Raw genomic sequence first — 14,953 nt, 5'->3', positions numbered from 1 at the left:
ATTGAAATGCTTATGCTCTGGATCAAAACCCTGCATATCCTGTTTGTCATATCGTGGTTTGCAGGCCTTTTTTACTTGCCTCGTATTTATGTCAATCTGGCACAAGCCACCGACGCGGCCAGCACGGCCACGCTACTGGGCATGGCACGCCGCCTGTACCGCTTTATGACCCCTCTGGCCGTACTGGCACTTGCATTTGGCCTCTGGCTGTTCATGGGCTATGGCCTGGGTCAGGGCCAGGGCTGGATGCACGCCAAGCTACTGGGTGTAGCACTACTTGTGATTTACCACCTGGCCTGCGGCCGCATGCTCAAAAACTTTGAACAAGGCCGCAATTCCCGCAGCCACCAATACTATCGCTGGTTCAACGAGATTCCAGTCCTGTTGCTGCTGATCATCATCGCCATGGTCGTGGTACGACCCATTTAACATCACCCTCATGACAGACTCCAAATCAGGCAAAACCCTGACACTGAAAAAGAAGGCCGCAACACCTGCCGCCACCGAATCAGGTGAGCGCCGCAAGCGTGCCGGTGGCCGGGCCCGCCAAGTCGCACAACAGGGACGAGAACGGGATAAGCTTCGGGCGGCCAAAACACCCGTCACACCCAGCCAGCCAGACACGACAAGCCCTGTACCCCCTGCGTCCCGCAATCAGGAGTCCAGGCAGGATCATCACACGCACAGTAACGATTCGGTGCAAGCCGAGGCCGCCAGGCCGCATGTTGCCGTACGCCGGGCGCGTCGGCCGGCTCAGACAGAAATATTTCCTGTTTTTGCACCCTGCCCCCAAGGTCTGGAGGAAGCCCTGGCGGCAGAGATGCAGGCACTTGGCTTTGAAGATGCCGAGCCCGCCCGCGCAGGCTGCCGCTTCCATGCCGACTGGTCCGGGATTTTGCGTGCCAATCTTTATTCTCGGCTGGCCACCCGCATTCTGGTGCAAGTCGCCCATGCACCTGTTCAGCACGAAGACGATATTCTGGAACTGGCCCAACAGACGCCCTGGGAGCGCTGGTTCGGTGCCGAACAAACACTAAGGGTCGATACCTCGGCCATACGCAGCCCCATGCAAAGCCTGCAATACTGCAATTTGCGCGCCAAGGATGGTATTTGTGACAGGCTGCGCGAACGGGAAGGCGAACGTCCCAGTATCGACACGGTGCGCCCTGACGCCCGGGTACACCTCTTCCTCAGCGAAGACAGTGCCACGCTCTACCTGGACACCTCGGGCGAGTCGCTGTTCAAGCGCGGCTGGCGACTGGACAAGGGCGAAGCCCCTTTGCGGGAAAATCTGGCAGCCGGGCTGCTGGCGCTTTCGGGCTGGGATCCAGCTCAGGCCCTGCTGGATCCTTTCTGCGGCAGCGGCACCATACTCATCGAAGCCGCATGGATAGCCCTGGGTGTACCTGCCGGCATCTGGCGTCCCTTCGGCTTCGAACGTTTGCGCAATCATGATGCCCGGCATTGGCGCGACATCAAAGACGAAGCACGCTCACATATTGCCACCCGTCTCGACAGCCCCATCGTCGGCTACGACCTGAACCCGCAAGCTATCGAGGCTGCCAGAGCCAACCTAGAGCGAGCCTGGCTCACACCCGACTCCATACGCTTTGAGGTTGGTGATGCCCGTCACGCAGCACCGCCAGCATCCAGCGGCTGGCTGGTCACCAACCCCCCCTACGGAGAACGTCTGCCCGGCGACGATGTCGAGCTATGGAGCGACTGGGCGCAGAACCTCAAGCATCACTACAGTGGATGGCAGGTCAGCGTGATTTCCAGTGACCTTGAATTGCCCCGCCAAATGCGGCTGAAGCCCCGGCGGCGCTATCCCTTGCATAACGGCGCCCTCGACTGCCGTTTATTTATCTTTGAAATGGTGCAAGCCAGCTACCGGAAAGAAAAACAGTAGCATTCGGGCAACACTACGCTGCACCGCAATATAAGACCTTGTAAATAACAAGGGTTAACCCTATAATAGGGTTAACCCTTGAACGAAACGTTCATTTTTTACAAGAGGCTTTATTATGATCAACGTAGCCAAAGACGCCCGCTTAACCGACGAACTCGAACGCCAACTGATGCAGCAGGCCATCGAAGAGCAGTACCGTTTCAAACCCGTCGAAGCCCTTAAAAAATTGCTGACAAAATTGTTTGCAGCGGCTGATCGCGTTCAGACTCCAACCGCAGGCCGGGTTGTGGAGTCCGCGAGCTAACTCGTTCTCCTTGGTTGCTGACCATGCAACCGGCGCGGTAAAACCGCGCCAGCAAGCCGCTTATTGCGGCTTTTTTTTCGCTTCGACAAACCTCACCCTGACGGAGTGCGGGATAATACCGTCTGTCGTCACATTCCCGGTTATCGCAATGCAACAATCATCCGCCAGCCATCCTTCCACACCTCCCAGCCGATGGCGCCGTTTTGCCTGCATGATGTACGAGGGAGTACTGCTGTTTGGGGTAGTCTTTCTGGCCAGTTATCTGTTCGATACCCTTACACAAAGCCGTAGCGGCATGATGTTCCGGCATGGCCGCCAGGCGGTGCTGTTTATTGCCATTGGTGTCTACTTCATTATGTCCTGGCGCAAGCGCGGCCAGACCCTGCCCATGAAAACCTGGAACATCAGGCTGGTCGGCACAGACGGACAAGTTCCGGGTCTGGGACGCTTGTTGCTGCGGTATGTGCTTATCTGGCCCATCCCCTTGCTGGCCGCATTGGCCGTGCTGCTGGCCTCCCGGGTTACTGGCTATGGTTCCACCGATCTGCTGATCGTCTTTGCTCCATTTACGCTGTTTTTCTGGACCTGGCTCGATCCTCAGCGTCAGTTCCTGCATGATCGCCTGGTCGGCACGCGCCTGATAGATGTACCAAAAGCATAGATCAATGTCCGTATAAACCCTAGTGTCATTGGCTTTCTGAAACGTAGGGATTGCACAGAAACTGCTTGTCGTTCATGCTTCGGGGTAAGGAAAGGGGCTCGCCCCTATTCGATCCATTGAATCAAAAAGACAATGAACGACCAATACTCGGCGCTGTACCAGTCTTACCAGTGGTTTGTCCCCTCTCAATTCAATATTGCGCAAGCGTGCGTGCACCGCTGGGCGCAAAATCCACTTGAAGGGCGGCGTATCGCCATCTTCCACGAAAACGCACAGGGCCAGCGCGAAGTCTGGACCTATACGCGGCTTTCCGATACGGCCAATCAATTAGCCAATGGCCTGATCAAAATGGGCATACAGGCAGGCGATCGCATCGCCGTGCTCACAGAGCAGCGCCCAGAAGCCGTTGCTGCTTACACAGCCATATTCAGCGTAGGCGCCATTGTCGTGCCGCTGTCTCCCGGGTACAACACCGATGAGCTCGCCGCCTGCCTGCAAGACGCCAATATCCGCATTGCTATCGTCGATGCGGCCTGCGCCAGTAATTTGCTACTGGCTCAAAACAAGTATTCGGCGCTGTCACAGATTATCGGCCTGGACTTCCAGCACGAAGCCATTATTCCGTGGCACTCGCTGCTGGCACGGCAGCCCACCAGTTTCAAGCCCTTACCTACTTCGTCAGGCAGCCCGGCGCTGCTGTTGTATGCACCAGATCACGGCGTGGCCACACCCAAAGGTATCTTGCTGGCTCATCGTACGCTCATCGGCGTACTGCCCGGCTTCGTCGCCTCGCAGAACTGGTTTCCCCAAGCAGGCGACGTATTCTGGAGCCCTTCGGGCTGGCAGTCAGCAGACGGCCTCATGAACGCCCTGCTGCCCACACTGTATTTCGGCCATGCGATCGTCAGCACCATCGGTCAGTTCACACCGGTGCTCGCCTTCGAGATCATGGAACGCTATCAAGTCAGTAACGCCTTCCTGACACCTGCCGCGCTCAGCGCTCTGATGCACGATATTCCCCAGCCACGTAGCCAATATAAGCTGAGCTTACGCGCCATGACAATCAACGGCACAGGCCTGGACGAAGACATCTTCCAGTGGTGCCAGGATGCCCTGGATATTACACCCAACCAGGAGTTCGGCCAGGCTGAAACGAATCAACTGATAGGCAATAGCCACAAAAGGTGGCCAGCCAAGCCTGGCAGCATGGGACGTCCCTATCCAGGACATCATGTGGCTGTCCTCGATAATAAAGGCAAGCCTTGCCCGCCGGGCAAGACCGGCGAAATTGCACTGAACCGCTACGATTTGCACGGCCATATTGATCCGTTGATGTTCCTGGGCTATTGGCGCAACGATGAGGCAACCCTGTCACGATTCCAGAACGACTGGTACCTGACGGGCGAACTCGCCCAGGTCGACGACGATGGTTATTACTGGTATGCCGGACGCCGCAAAGAACCTCAAGGGACAGCACAGTCATAGGCTAAAATTCGCTTATGACTGATCAACTCAAGAAATACCTGCTGTCCGACCACAGCACTCGCATTCAGGCCGTCAAACTGACCGAAGCCTGGCAAACCGGACTGGCGCACCAACATTACCCCGCCTGCGTGCAATCGCTGCTGGGCGAACTAGTGGCTGCAGCCATCCTGCTCACCTCCAACATCAAGTTTGATGGTTCTCTGGTACTACAGCTACAGGGCGACGGCCCCCTGGCCCTGCTAGTAGTCGAATGCACCACCGACCTGTCCATACGCGCCACGGTAAGCGTGCGCGAAGGGCACGATATTCCCGCTGATGGCACACTGCAGACGCTGCTCAATACTCAGGGCACAGGCCGCTTTATGGTGATTCTGGACCCTTCCGTCAAAAATGCACAGCTCAAGCCCTACCAGGGAATAGTTCCTCTCGAAGGAGACTCCGTAGCACAAGTGTTGGAGCGGTATATGCGCGACTCCGAGCAACTCGACACCCGCCTGTGGCTGGCGTCCGATGCCGAGCACGTCGCAGGCCTGCTGCTGCAACGTCTGCCAGCACATGGCGGCATCGAGAGCACGACACCCGAGGCACAACAAGAAACCTGGCAACGTGCGGGCTTTCTGGCCGCCACACTCAAGCACGACGAGCTGCTGAGCCTCGATACCGACTCGCTGATTACACGGCTGTTCTGGGAAGAAGAACTGATTTCTTTCGAGCCGCAAAGCATACGCTGGTATTGCCCCTGCAACCGGGATCGAGTCGCCGCCATGCTGCTGGCACTGGGACGCGAAGAAGTCGAAGATATCCTCAGCGAGCGCGAAAAAATCGATATCTTGTGCAATTTCTGTGGCAAGCCCTATCAATTCGACGCCGTAGACTGCGCAGGCCTTTTTACGAATCAACCCGGCGCGACACACGGCAACGACGGCTCAATTCACTAGCCTTCTACAAGCGCAGGGCGCAATATATCTACACGGCCCGCCCGCAACGCGGGCAGCCCTGCCGCCTCCAAAGCGGCATAACCTAAGCAATATCCACAATCGACAATACGTCAGGCTGGCGCCACACTGCATGCCATGCCACCAGCCCGTATCGATCTCGTTCCAGCTTTCCGCCGCCGGGTACGCGTTTTCGCCTACCCTCGATCCGGCAGAGTTCGTCAGCACTCATCACAAGCTGGTGCCGGACTGATTGAGTTTTCCATCATTGCCGTACCTATATTGCTATTGGGCCTGGGCAGTATCGAAGTCGCCCACTGGCTCCTGACTCGTCAGGTCGTCAGCCTGGCCTTGCTCGAGGCCGGCCGAGCCGGCATCAGCACGCATGCGCGCCCTGAAAGCATGGCCCAAGCCTTCGAATACGCCCTGCTGCCGCTGTTTCCCGCAACTAGCGGTCACAGTGCCCGCCAGAACCAGCAATTGGCTTTCGAGCAACGTAAACGCGACACCGCAAGCACACCATGGAAAATCACGGTTCTGTCCCCCTCGTCCGCCGCATTCAACGACTTTGCCGACCCCCAATTGCGCCAAGCAGCATATGACAGGCTACCCGCTATCAACAACAACTATCAGTTCGAACAGGATCAGCGTCGCCGCGCCTCGGGTTGGCTCAATGGCCTGGGGCCAGAATCAAAAGCATCCATTTATCAGGCCAATACCCTGACTCTTCAACTCAGCTATCTGCACAAGCCCGTACTTCCTGGCATCAAAGGGTTGCTGCGCCTGCTTGGCAACCCCCATGGCGGCTACAGCCAGCGTGCACTGGCGCATGGCTACCTGCCAATGAGTCGTGAAATCAGCCTGACCATGCAATCTCATCCGGTACGCTGGCCCATGCCAGCTGGCGGCCACATCGTTCGGCCGGCTACGCTTGCCGACAGCAGCCAGACAGCCTTTGTCGCCAAGCCTTGCACCGGCATGTGGTGCTTACGTCAACTTCCGGCGGGTGGCGGCGCCCCTCGACCAGACCCCGTGGCCGATACGCCCATCCTGGGTAGGGTGCCACACACTGAAGACCCCATGGTTTCGTTGCCGCATCCCGCAGCAGCACCGTCGGCTCCTCCGGGTACAACCGAGCTGGCCGTCACCCCTGACGACCCATCCTGCGGGCTAAGCTTGTGCTGCACGCCTGCTTAAGGCCAGCCAGCATCCGCCTGGGGGCGTCAGTTTCCTTTTCTGTCTGGGATTTTGGGTGTTTTTACCCGTGGCTCATGCTCGTTGGGCTTAAGAATTTGCACGTAAATCTCGCCCTCTTTGATCATGCCGAGCTCGCCGCGGGCACGTTCCTCGATCGCATCGGTACCTGACTTGAGATCCTGAACCTCGGCTTGCAAGGCGTTGTTCCGGGCCAGCAAGGCATCATTGGTTTCTTGTTGCGTAGTAACTTTCTTTTGCAGTTCCTGTACTCGCATCCACCCGCCTTTTCCCCACCAGAGCGGGTACTGGGTAAGGATAGTCAGGAGAGCCAGAACGATAAGTAGCAGTCGCATTTTTTACCAAAAACAACCCGGCCAGGCCGGGCTGCTTTACCGCCGGAATTTCTAGCGCAGATTATAGAAGGCATCGCGGCCGGGATAAGAGGCCACTTCGGCAAGCTCTTCTTCGATACGGAGCAACTGGTTGTACTTGGCCATGCGATCGGAACGCGATAGCGAACCTGTCTTGATTTGCATGGCATTGGTAGCAACGGCAATATCGGCAATCGTGGCATCTTCGGTTTCGCCCGAACGATGGGAAATGACTGCGGTATAGCCTGCACGCTTGGCCATTTCGATGGCCGCAAACGTTTCGGTCAGGGTGCCGATTTGATTGATTTTTATGAGAATGGAATTGGCAATACCTTGATCTATGCCTTGCTTCAGGATCTTGGTATTGGTCACGAACAGGTCGTCGCCCACCAACTGCACTTTTTTACCCAGCTGATCGGACAGCACCTTCCAGCCTTCCCAGTCGTTTTCGGCCATGCCGTCTTCGATCGAAATAATGGGGTATTTGTCGCACCAGCCGGCCAGCAAGTTGGCGAAATCTGCCGAGCTCAGTTCAATACCGCCTTCGCCGTCCAGGCGATACTTGCCATCCCGGTAGAACTCGGAGCTGGCACAATCGAGGCCCAGGGCGACTTGTGAACCTGCCTCGTAGCCGGCTTCGGAAATTGCCTGCAGTATCAGTTGTATGGCTGCTTCGTGATTAGTCACATTGGGCGCAAAACCGCCTTCATCGCCCACTGCCGTCGACATGCCCTGCTTGTTCAGCAGCTTGGCCAGGGTGTGGAAGATCTCGGCGCCCATACGCAGCGCTTCGCGAAAGCTGGTGGCGCCAATAGGCAGAATCATGAACTCTTGCATGTCGAGCGTATTGTTGGCATGCGCGCCACCATTGATGACATTCATCATGGGCACAGGCATCTGCATGGGGCCACTGCCGCCGAAATAACGGTATAGCGACAAGCCTGAGTCGTCGGCGGCAGCACGCGCGACAGCCATGCTGGCGGCAAGGAGGGCATTGGCGCCCAGCCTGCTTTTTGTTTCGGTGCCATCGAGGTCGATCAGTGTACGGTCAACAAAAGTCTGCTCTTGTGCGTCGAGCCCCATGAGTGCCTCGGAGATTTCTGTATTCAGGTTCTCGACGGCACGCAGGACGCCCTTGCCCCGGTAGCGGCTTTCGTCGCCGTCGCGCAGCTCGATGGCTTCGCGCGCCCCCGTAGAGGCACCGGATGGCACGGCAGCACGCCCCATGGCGCCGGACTCTAGCAATACATCACATTCAACGGTCGGGTTGCCGCGCGAATCAAGAATTTCGCGACCAATGATATCTACAATTGCACTCATGATTTTGACTGTCCTGCCTGAATGTAAAGTTACGCGGAAAGAAGGCCGAATTACGGCCCGGGTGCTTGGCGCGGCTGATGCATAAGCGCAAACACAATCGCCCGATTGTACCTGTGCCGAGCATGAGACGGATTATATTGCCTTCAAAAGATAAGAAATTTCATACTCAGTCACTGAATGGCTTACTGCGGCGCTGCTGCAAACCCTGCTCCAGAGTCTGCAGCAGGGTCGTCAAGGCCTGGATTTGCCCCAGCGGCAGATCCCCAAAGGCATGCTCGATGAAATCCGTACGCAAAGGCATGGTTTTCCGGACGATATCGCGTCCCGTATTGGTCAGCGCCACATTGGTCAGCCGGTTATCGTTGACATCGCTATGGCGCTCTATCCAGCCTTCACGCTCGATGGCCTTGATATGCCGCGTCAGGGCAGCCGGGTCTATGACCAGGTCTTGAGCCAGCTGCTTCTGCGAGCTTTCACCCTTTTGATGCAAAGTCAGCAATATGCGCCAGCGCGGCATGGAGTGTCCTATATTGCTTTCAAAGGTGGACATCAAGGCACGATAAGTACGCCCCAGTTGTTGCATGGCCTGCAATTGAGGAAGCTCACTCATCGGAAGACACCTGTTTTTCCGCGGGCTTGACGCCTACCGTCCGGGTAAAATGAATGACGGGCACTCTGTATACCCAGAACAGGCCAATCAAAGCCATCAGCAAGGCAGTCACCAAACCCGAGTGCACGGCATCGACCAATACAACACGCGCCTGCTCTATAAGCCCCTGACCTGACAGGCCCAGCTCTTCCAGCTGCGCCATGAAATCGCCCTGAATGCGACTATTGACCAGCACCTGAGGATTTTCAAGCAAGTTCAGCCATGGCTGGCCATGGCCCTCGGGAACCGCCTGGCGTATACCATCGGTATAGTAATAGGTCACCATGGTACCCACTATGGCCGTGCCCAGCATGCCGCCTATCATGCGCACCGATTGCAGCATCGCAGTCGAGATACCCAGCAAGGCACGCCCAGCAGTTTCCTGAGCAAATACCGTCAAGTTAGGCATGACAAAACCCAAGCCCAGGCCCGCCATCATCATATACAGCACAATCAGCCACTGAGAAGTATGTTGATGCGCCGTCACCATGCCTGCGCAAGCCAATACCTGCAAGACGAAACCGGCATACAACATATGATTGGGTCTGGACAGACGAATAATAATTCGTGCGTTGGCAACACTGCCCAAAGTGATGCATACCACCAATGGGGTAATCAGCAAACCCACCTGCTGCGGGGTCAGGCCAAACCCGCCTTGCAGCATCAAAGGCAAATAAAACAACAAGGCAAACAAGATAAAGCCCATGAACAGCGACAGACAGAATAAAGCTGCCAGGCTTTTATTCCGGAACATATCGAGTGGTATCAAAGGATGCGGACAACGCTTTTCCCAAAAGATAAGCGCGGTCAGCATCAGGCCGCAGAAAACACCCAAAGAGACCATGGGCAGACCCGCCCCATAGCGGGGTAGCAGCTCAACAAAAAACTGCAAACTCCCGAGGAACAGGGCAACCAGCACTGCCCCTTGCCAATCCAGGCGAATATCGGCGGATTGAATCTGACGTATGCGCGGCAGATAGCGCCACAGAAAGAACAGGCTCAACACACCAATAGGCAGGTTGACAAAAAACACCGAGCGCCAACCCATATATTGGGTCAGGAAGCCGCCCAAGGTGGGGCCCACGGCATTGGCAATGCCAAAAGCACTACTCAGCAAAATTTGCCAGCGTAATCGCACATGTGAGTCGGGGAACAGATCGGGGACGCACGCAAAAGCAGTGGCCACCAGCATACCGCCGCCTATGCCCTGCAAGGCGCGCGCAAACACCAGCTGCACCATGCTGTCGGAAATGCCGCAGAGTACCGAAGCCAGCATAAAGACGACTACGGAAGCCACGACGAATGGCTTGCGGCCATAGTAATCGCCCAGTCTGCCGAAAATGGGAATCGTAATGACGGAAGTCAGCAGATAGGCGGTAGCCACCCAGGCGTAAAGCTCGAAGCCATTGAGCTCGGCAACGACAGTGGGTAAGGCCGTGCCGACAACTGTCTGGTCGACAGCGACCATCATGGTAAGGAATGCAAGCCCGGTCATCGCCAGCAAAGACTGACGGACGGAAAGTACACGTCCTGTTTCAGAGGGCGATGCAGAGACGGCAGGAGCCATACAGTTCTATTGATAGATCAATCATTGATAAGTCAATGATTCTATCGCAGGCCTGAATTGCTCGCAAGCGCAGCAAGGAACAGGCTGCAAGGTCAATGGTGCACATGAGGGCGCCATGGGGTGGCACCCATGCCAAAGATTAGCTCAGGACGCCGCCGGCTTTTACACAACGATCGATATCTACCAGCGTGCTGAGCAAGCTCTCGATTTGATCCAGCGGAACGGCATTGGGGCCATCAGAGAGCGCTTGATCAGGGTTGGGGTGCGTTTCCATGAAGATCCCGGCGATGCCAACCGCCACGGCCGCACGTGCCAGCACTGGGACGAACTCACGCTGGCCACCCGAACTGGTGCCCTGCCCGCCCGGCAACTGCACCGAATGGGTGGCATCAAAGACCACAGGACAGTTGGTTTCACGCATGATCGCCAGGGAGCGCATATCGGAAACCAGATTGTTATAACCAAATGAAGCGCCGCGCTCGCACACCATGATGTTGTGGCCGTCTCCGCCCGCCGTCAGAGCAGCGGCACGAGCTTTGGCAACGACCTGGGCCATATCGTGCGGAGCCAGAAACTGGCCCTTCTTGATGTTGACAGGCTTGAGCGTGGCGGCACAGGCATGAATAAAATCGGTTTGCCGACATAGAAATGCTGGTGTCTGCAGGACATCAACCACCGCAGCCACCTGGGCCACCTGTTCGGTGGTATGTACATCGGTCAGGACCGGCACCTGCAACTGCGAGCGCACATCGGCCAGAATTTGCAACCCTTCTTCTTGCCCCGGCCCGCGATAAGACTGATCGGAGCTCCGATTGGCCTTGTCGAACGAACTTTTATAGATAAAGGGAATACCCAGTTTTCTGGTGATTTCCTGCAGCCGTCCGGCGGTGTCAAACGCCATCTGACGAGATTCGATCACGCACGGCCCGGCGATCAGGAAAAAAGGATGTTCAAGTCCGACGTCGAAGCCGCACAGTTTCATGGCAATTCCTTATTCAGCCGCCTTGCGCTGTTCCTGATAGTTGATGGCTGCCTGGATGTAGCTTGAAAACAGCGGATGCCCGTCGCGCGGCGTTGAGGTGAACTCTGGGTGGAACTGAACCCCCATGAACCAGGGGTGGCCAGGCAACTCCATGATTTCAGGCAGATTTTCAGTGGGCGTACGAGCGCTGATGACCATACCCGCTTCTTCGAGCCGCGGCACATAGACATTGTTGACTTCGTAGCGATGACGGTGGCGCTCGTTGACTACGTCGCCGTAAATCTGGTGGGCACGCGTGCCTGAGGTGACCGGGCAACGCTGTGCACCCTTGCGCATGGTGCCGCCCAGATCGGAATCAACGTCGCGTTTTTCGACCTTTCCTTCTCGATCTTGCCACTCGGTGATCAGGGCAACCACAGGATGCGGAGCGGAGGGATCGAATTCGGTACTATTGGCGCCGCCCAGCCCTGCCACATCGCGTGCGAACTCGACCACAGCCAACTGCATGCCCAGACAGATACCCAGATAAGGCACACTGTTTTCACGTGCGTAGCGTATAGCCTGAATCTTGCCCTCGGTGCCACGCTTGCCAAAACCGCCTGGCACCAGAATGGCATCCAGACCTTTCAGGCAATCAGTGCCCTGCGCTTCGATCTCTTCGGAGTCCAGGTATTCGACCAGCACGCGCGAACGAGTGTGTATGCCCGCGTGAACCAAGGCTTCGCTAAGCGATTTATACGACTCGGTCAGGTCGACATACTTGCCCACCATCCCAATGCGCACGGTGTGCAGGGGATTTTCGATGGCATCAACCAAACGATCCCACATGGTCAGGTCGGCCGGAGGCGGCGTGATGCCCAAGGCATCACACACCAGATTGTCGAGGCCTTGCTGATGCAGCATGGCTGGAATTTTATAAATGGAATCTGCGTCCCAGACTGAAATGACGGCATCAAGCGGTACATTGGAGAACAAGGAAATCTTGGCGCGCTCGTCGGCCGGGACGGGACGATCGGCACGGCAGAGCAAAGCATTCGGATAAATGCCGATTTCACGTAATTTCTGTACGGAGTGCTGAGTAGGCTTGGTCTTAAGTTCGCCTGCCGAGGCAATAAAGGGCACGAGCGTCAGGTGCACAAATGCGGCATTGTTACGCCCCAGACGCAAGCTCATTTGCCGGGCAGCCTCGAGAAATGGCAAGGATTCGATATCGCCGACGGTGCCGCCAATTTCAACAATTGCGACGTCGGTAATGCCATCGTGGGCCGCCTTGGCACCCCGTGCGACGAAATCCTGGATTTCGTTGGTAATGTGGGGAATGACCTGCACAGTCTTGCCCAGATAATCGCCGCGGCGCTCTTTGCGCAGCACCGACTCGTAGATTTGCCCAGTAGTGAAGTTATTCACCTTACGCATGCGCGTAGAAATGAAACGCTCGTAGTGGCCCAAGTCAAGGTCTGTTTCGGCGCCGTCTTCAGTAACGAAGACTTCGCCATGCTGGAAGGGGCTCATGGTGCCCGGATCGACGTTGATATACGGGTCGAGCTTCAGCATGGTGACCCGCAGGCCCCGCGACTCAAGAATGGCTGCCAGCGACGCTGCAGCAATGCCCTTACCGAGGGAGGAAACGACACCTCCCGTGACAAATACGTATTTGGTCATTGTAAATTTACATGCCCGGGGCAACCGGGCAGGAGCGGGAAATTTGGATTATAGCCCGATCAAATCGGGCCTGGGCCAATTGCCTGCCAAATCGTTCGGCAGCGTCAGCACGCCCTGGTGCGTTCGAGCAACCAGTCTTTTGCGCCACCCTCTACCCAGGGCAGCAAACGCTCGCGCACCTGCTCATGATAGCGATTCAGCCAGCCACGCTCAGACTCCGAAAGCAGGCTGATGTCGATGCAGCGGGTGTCGATGGGACACAAGGTAAGGGTTTCAAACTGCAGGAACTCACCAAATTCAGTCTGCGGCCCGGCAACGGCCAGCACCAGATTTTCTATGCGTATGCCCCACTGGCCCGGCCTGTATAAGCCAGGCTCATTTGAGGTGATCATGCCGGCTTCCATGGCCATGTTCGGGTTGATGGTAGCCCGGTATGCAATGGATTGAGGGCCTTCATGCACATTCATGAAGTAACCCACACCATGGCCGGTACCATGGCCGTAATCGGCACCTGTCTGCCAGATCGGCATGCGGGCAATGGTGTCAAGCAAGGGTGCCGCCGTACCACAAGGGAAAACCGCTTGCGACAAAGCGATCATGCCTTTGAGCACAGCCGTGTAGTCGCGCTTCTGTGCATCGTTGACCTGACCTACTGGCACAACGCGCGTAATGTCTGTGGTTCCGCCCAAATACTGGCCGCCCGAATCAATCAACAGCAAGCCGTTCCCGTCAATGACGGCATGCGCCTGCTCTGTGGCGTGATAGTGTGGCATGGCGCCATTCGCATTGAAGGCCGCAATCGTGCTGAAGCTGGGCGTCACAAAATTTGGCCGCCGGCTGCGTGCGGCAGTGATTTGCTCGTCTATCGTTATTTCAGTAATGCGCTCGCGTCCCTGGGCAGCCTCGAACCAGGCAAAGAATTCGCATAGGGCCGCGCCATCTTGCTCCATGGTCAGGCGTACATGATCGGCCTCGGCGGCATTCTTGCGCGACTTGAACAACTGCGACGGATTAATAGCTTCCACCACATCGACAAACGCAGCAGCACCAAATGTACCTACGGTGGAACGCGCAGGATCAAGCAGCAAAGCCTGGCCTTCTGGCAGGCAAGCCAGCGCCCCGGCGGCCTCGTCGTAAGGGGCAATACTGATGCCATCGGCCAGCAGGCGCTCTTGCAGATCAGCCGCTATTTTTCCTGGCGCCACAAACAGGCGGGCGGTGTCGGCACCGATCAGCGCATAGGCCAGGAAGACTGGGTTGTAGGGCACATCGTTGCCGCGCAGATTGAACAACCAGGCAATATCGTCCAGCGAAGACAACCAATGCCAATCAGCCTGATGCTCGGCCATGGCAGCCCTGACATCGGCCAGGTTCTGAGCCCTGCTGCGACAAGCAAACGGCGCAAGATGCTCAAACACTGTGCCCTGCGGCAATGCCGGGCGCGGAGTCCAGACATCATTCAGCACATCAATATCGGTCAGCAAGACAATATTCTTTTTGGACAGAACCTCTTGCCACTGCCTATAGGTTTGCAGCGCCAGCACTTGTCCGTCGACGCTCACTCGCTCGCCCGGGGTCAGATACTCGGCCAGCCATGCGGCCGGCCCGGGCACACCCGCCTGCCCGGCACGCATGAGCGTAATGCCTGTGCCCTGCAGGTCATGCTCGGCCTGCTCCCAGTAGCGGCTATCGGTCCAGAGCCCCGCGTACGTGTCGCTGACCACCAGTGTCCCTGCTGATCCTTCGAAACCACTCAACCATTGCCTGCCCTGCCAACGCTCCGGCAAGTATTCGGACAAATGAGGATCGGAGGTGGGGACGACGCAAGCCTGCACCTTGTGGGCCTGCATGGCCTGGCGCAAAGCCTGGATACGTTGGGCAAAAACAGACTGACTCACATTACTTCCTTCA

The 14,953-nt window shown here is 56.9% G+C and carries 14 protein-coding genes; 7 read left to right on the top strand and 7 right to left on the bottom strand.

Annotated features, from left to right (window positions below):
• The first annotated feature begins 12 nt into the window (after window positions 1-12).
• From ERD84_RS08255 to ERD84_RS08225, 7 genes are all read left to right on the top strand, one after another.
• Window positions 13-429 carry a CopD family protein gene (locus tag ERD84_RS08255; protein ID WP_130039157.1) on the top strand — a complete coding sequence of 139 codons (417 nt, stop codon included), beginning with the start codon at window positions 13-15 and terminating at the stop codon, window positions 427-429.
• Window positions 430-439: 10 nt separating this feature from the next.
• Window positions 440-1,909, top strand: coding sequence for a THUMP domain-containing class I SAM-dependent RNA methyltransferase (locus ERD84_RS08250; RefSeq protein ID WP_130039156.1), 1,470 nt, complete (start codon window positions 440-442; stop codon window positions 1,907-1,909).
• A gap of 115 nt (window positions 1,910-2,024) precedes the next feature.
• Window positions 2,025-2,213, top strand: a complete 189-nt coding sequence (locus ERD84_RS08245) for a hypothetical protein (protein ID WP_130039155.1) — start codon at window positions 2,025-2,027, stop codon at window positions 2,211-2,213.
• Between the two features lie 148 nt (window positions 2,214-2,361).
• Window positions 2,362-2,874 carry an RDD family protein gene (locus ERD84_RS08240; protein ID WP_130039154.1) on the top strand — a complete coding sequence of 171 codons (513 nt, stop codon included), beginning with the start codon at window positions 2,362-2,364 and terminating at the stop codon, window positions 2,872-2,874.
• A 132-nt stretch (window positions 2,875-3,006) separates the two neighbouring features.
• Window positions 3,007-4,359, top strand: coding sequence for an acetate--CoA ligase (locus tag ERD84_RS08235; RefSeq protein WP_130039153.1), 1,353 nt, complete (start codon window positions 3,007-3,009; stop codon window positions 4,357-4,359).
• A gap of 14 nt (window positions 4,360-4,373) precedes the next feature.
• Window positions 4,374-5,297: an Hsp33 family molecular chaperone HslO gene (gene hslO, locus ERD84_RS08230; protein WP_130039152.1), complete on the top strand. Its 924-nt coding sequence runs from the start codon at window positions 4,374-4,376 to the stop codon at window positions 5,295-5,297.
• A 135-nt stretch (window positions 5,298-5,432) separates the two neighbouring features.
• Window positions 5,433-6,491: a TadE/TadG family type IV pilus assembly protein gene (locus ERD84_RS08225; protein WP_130039151.1), complete on the top strand. Its 1,059-nt coding sequence runs from the start codon at window positions 5,433-5,435 to the stop codon at window positions 6,489-6,491.
• A 26-nt stretch (window positions 6,492-6,517) separates the two neighbouring features.
• Here the strand turns inward: ERD84_RS08225 and ftsB are convergent, their stop codons facing one another.
• From ftsB to ERD84_RS08190, 7 genes are all read right to left on the bottom strand, one after another.
• Entirely contained in the window at window positions 6,518-6,844 is a 327-nt protein-coding gene (gene ftsB / locus ERD84_RS08220; protein ID WP_130039150.1) for a cell division protein FtsB, read from the bottom strand.
• 51 nt (window positions 6,845-6,895) lie between these two features.
• Entirely contained in the window at window positions 6,896-8,182 is a 1,287-nt protein-coding gene (gene eno, locus ERD84_RS08215) for a phosphopyruvate hydratase (RefSeq protein WP_130039149.1), read from the bottom strand.
• Between the two features lie 166 nt (window positions 8,183-8,348).
• Window positions 8,349-8,792, bottom strand: a complete 444-nt coding sequence (locus tag ERD84_RS08210; protein ID WP_130039148.1) for a MarR family winged helix-turn-helix transcriptional regulator — start codon at window positions 8,790-8,792, stop codon at window positions 8,349-8,351.
• Window positions 8,785-10,398 carry an MDR family MFS transporter gene (locus ERD84_RS08205; protein ID WP_130039147.1) on the bottom strand — a complete coding sequence of 538 codons (1,614 nt, stop codon included), beginning with the start codon at window positions 10,396-10,398 and terminating at the stop codon, window positions 8,785-8,787. The genes ERD84_RS08210 and ERD84_RS08205 overlap by 8 nt, the downstream gene beginning before the upstream one ends.
• Before the next feature lie 139 nt (window positions 10,399-10,537).
• Window positions 10,538-11,380 (bottom strand): 3-deoxy-8-phosphooctulonate synthase, encoded by an 843-nt coding sequence (kdsA, locus tag ERD84_RS08200; RefSeq protein WP_130039146.1) that lies wholly within the window; start codon window positions 11,378-11,380, stop codon window positions 10,538-10,540.
• A gap of 9 nt (window positions 11,381-11,389) precedes the next feature.
• A complete protein-coding gene (locus ERD84_RS08195) occupies window positions 11,390-13,042 on the bottom strand; it encodes a CTP synthase (RefSeq protein ID WP_130039145.1) in 1,653 nt (550 codons plus the stop codon).
• A gap of 104 nt (window positions 13,043-13,146) precedes the next feature.
• Window positions 13,147-14,940 carry an aminopeptidase P family protein gene (locus ERD84_RS08190; protein ID WP_130039144.1) on the bottom strand — a complete coding sequence of 598 codons (1,794 nt, stop codon included), beginning with the start codon at window positions 14,938-14,940 and terminating at the stop codon, window positions 13,147-13,149.
• Window positions 14,941-14,953: the final 13 nt, after the last annotated feature.

The organism is Pollutimonas harenae, from assembly GCF_004153685.1.
Lineage (GTDB): Bacteria > Pseudomonadota > Gammaproteobacteria > Burkholderiales > Burkholderiaceae_B > Pusillimonas_C > Pusillimonas_C harenae.
Note: the sequence above shows the minus strand (reverse complement) of the source record. Positions and strands in the feature narration are given on the sequence as shown.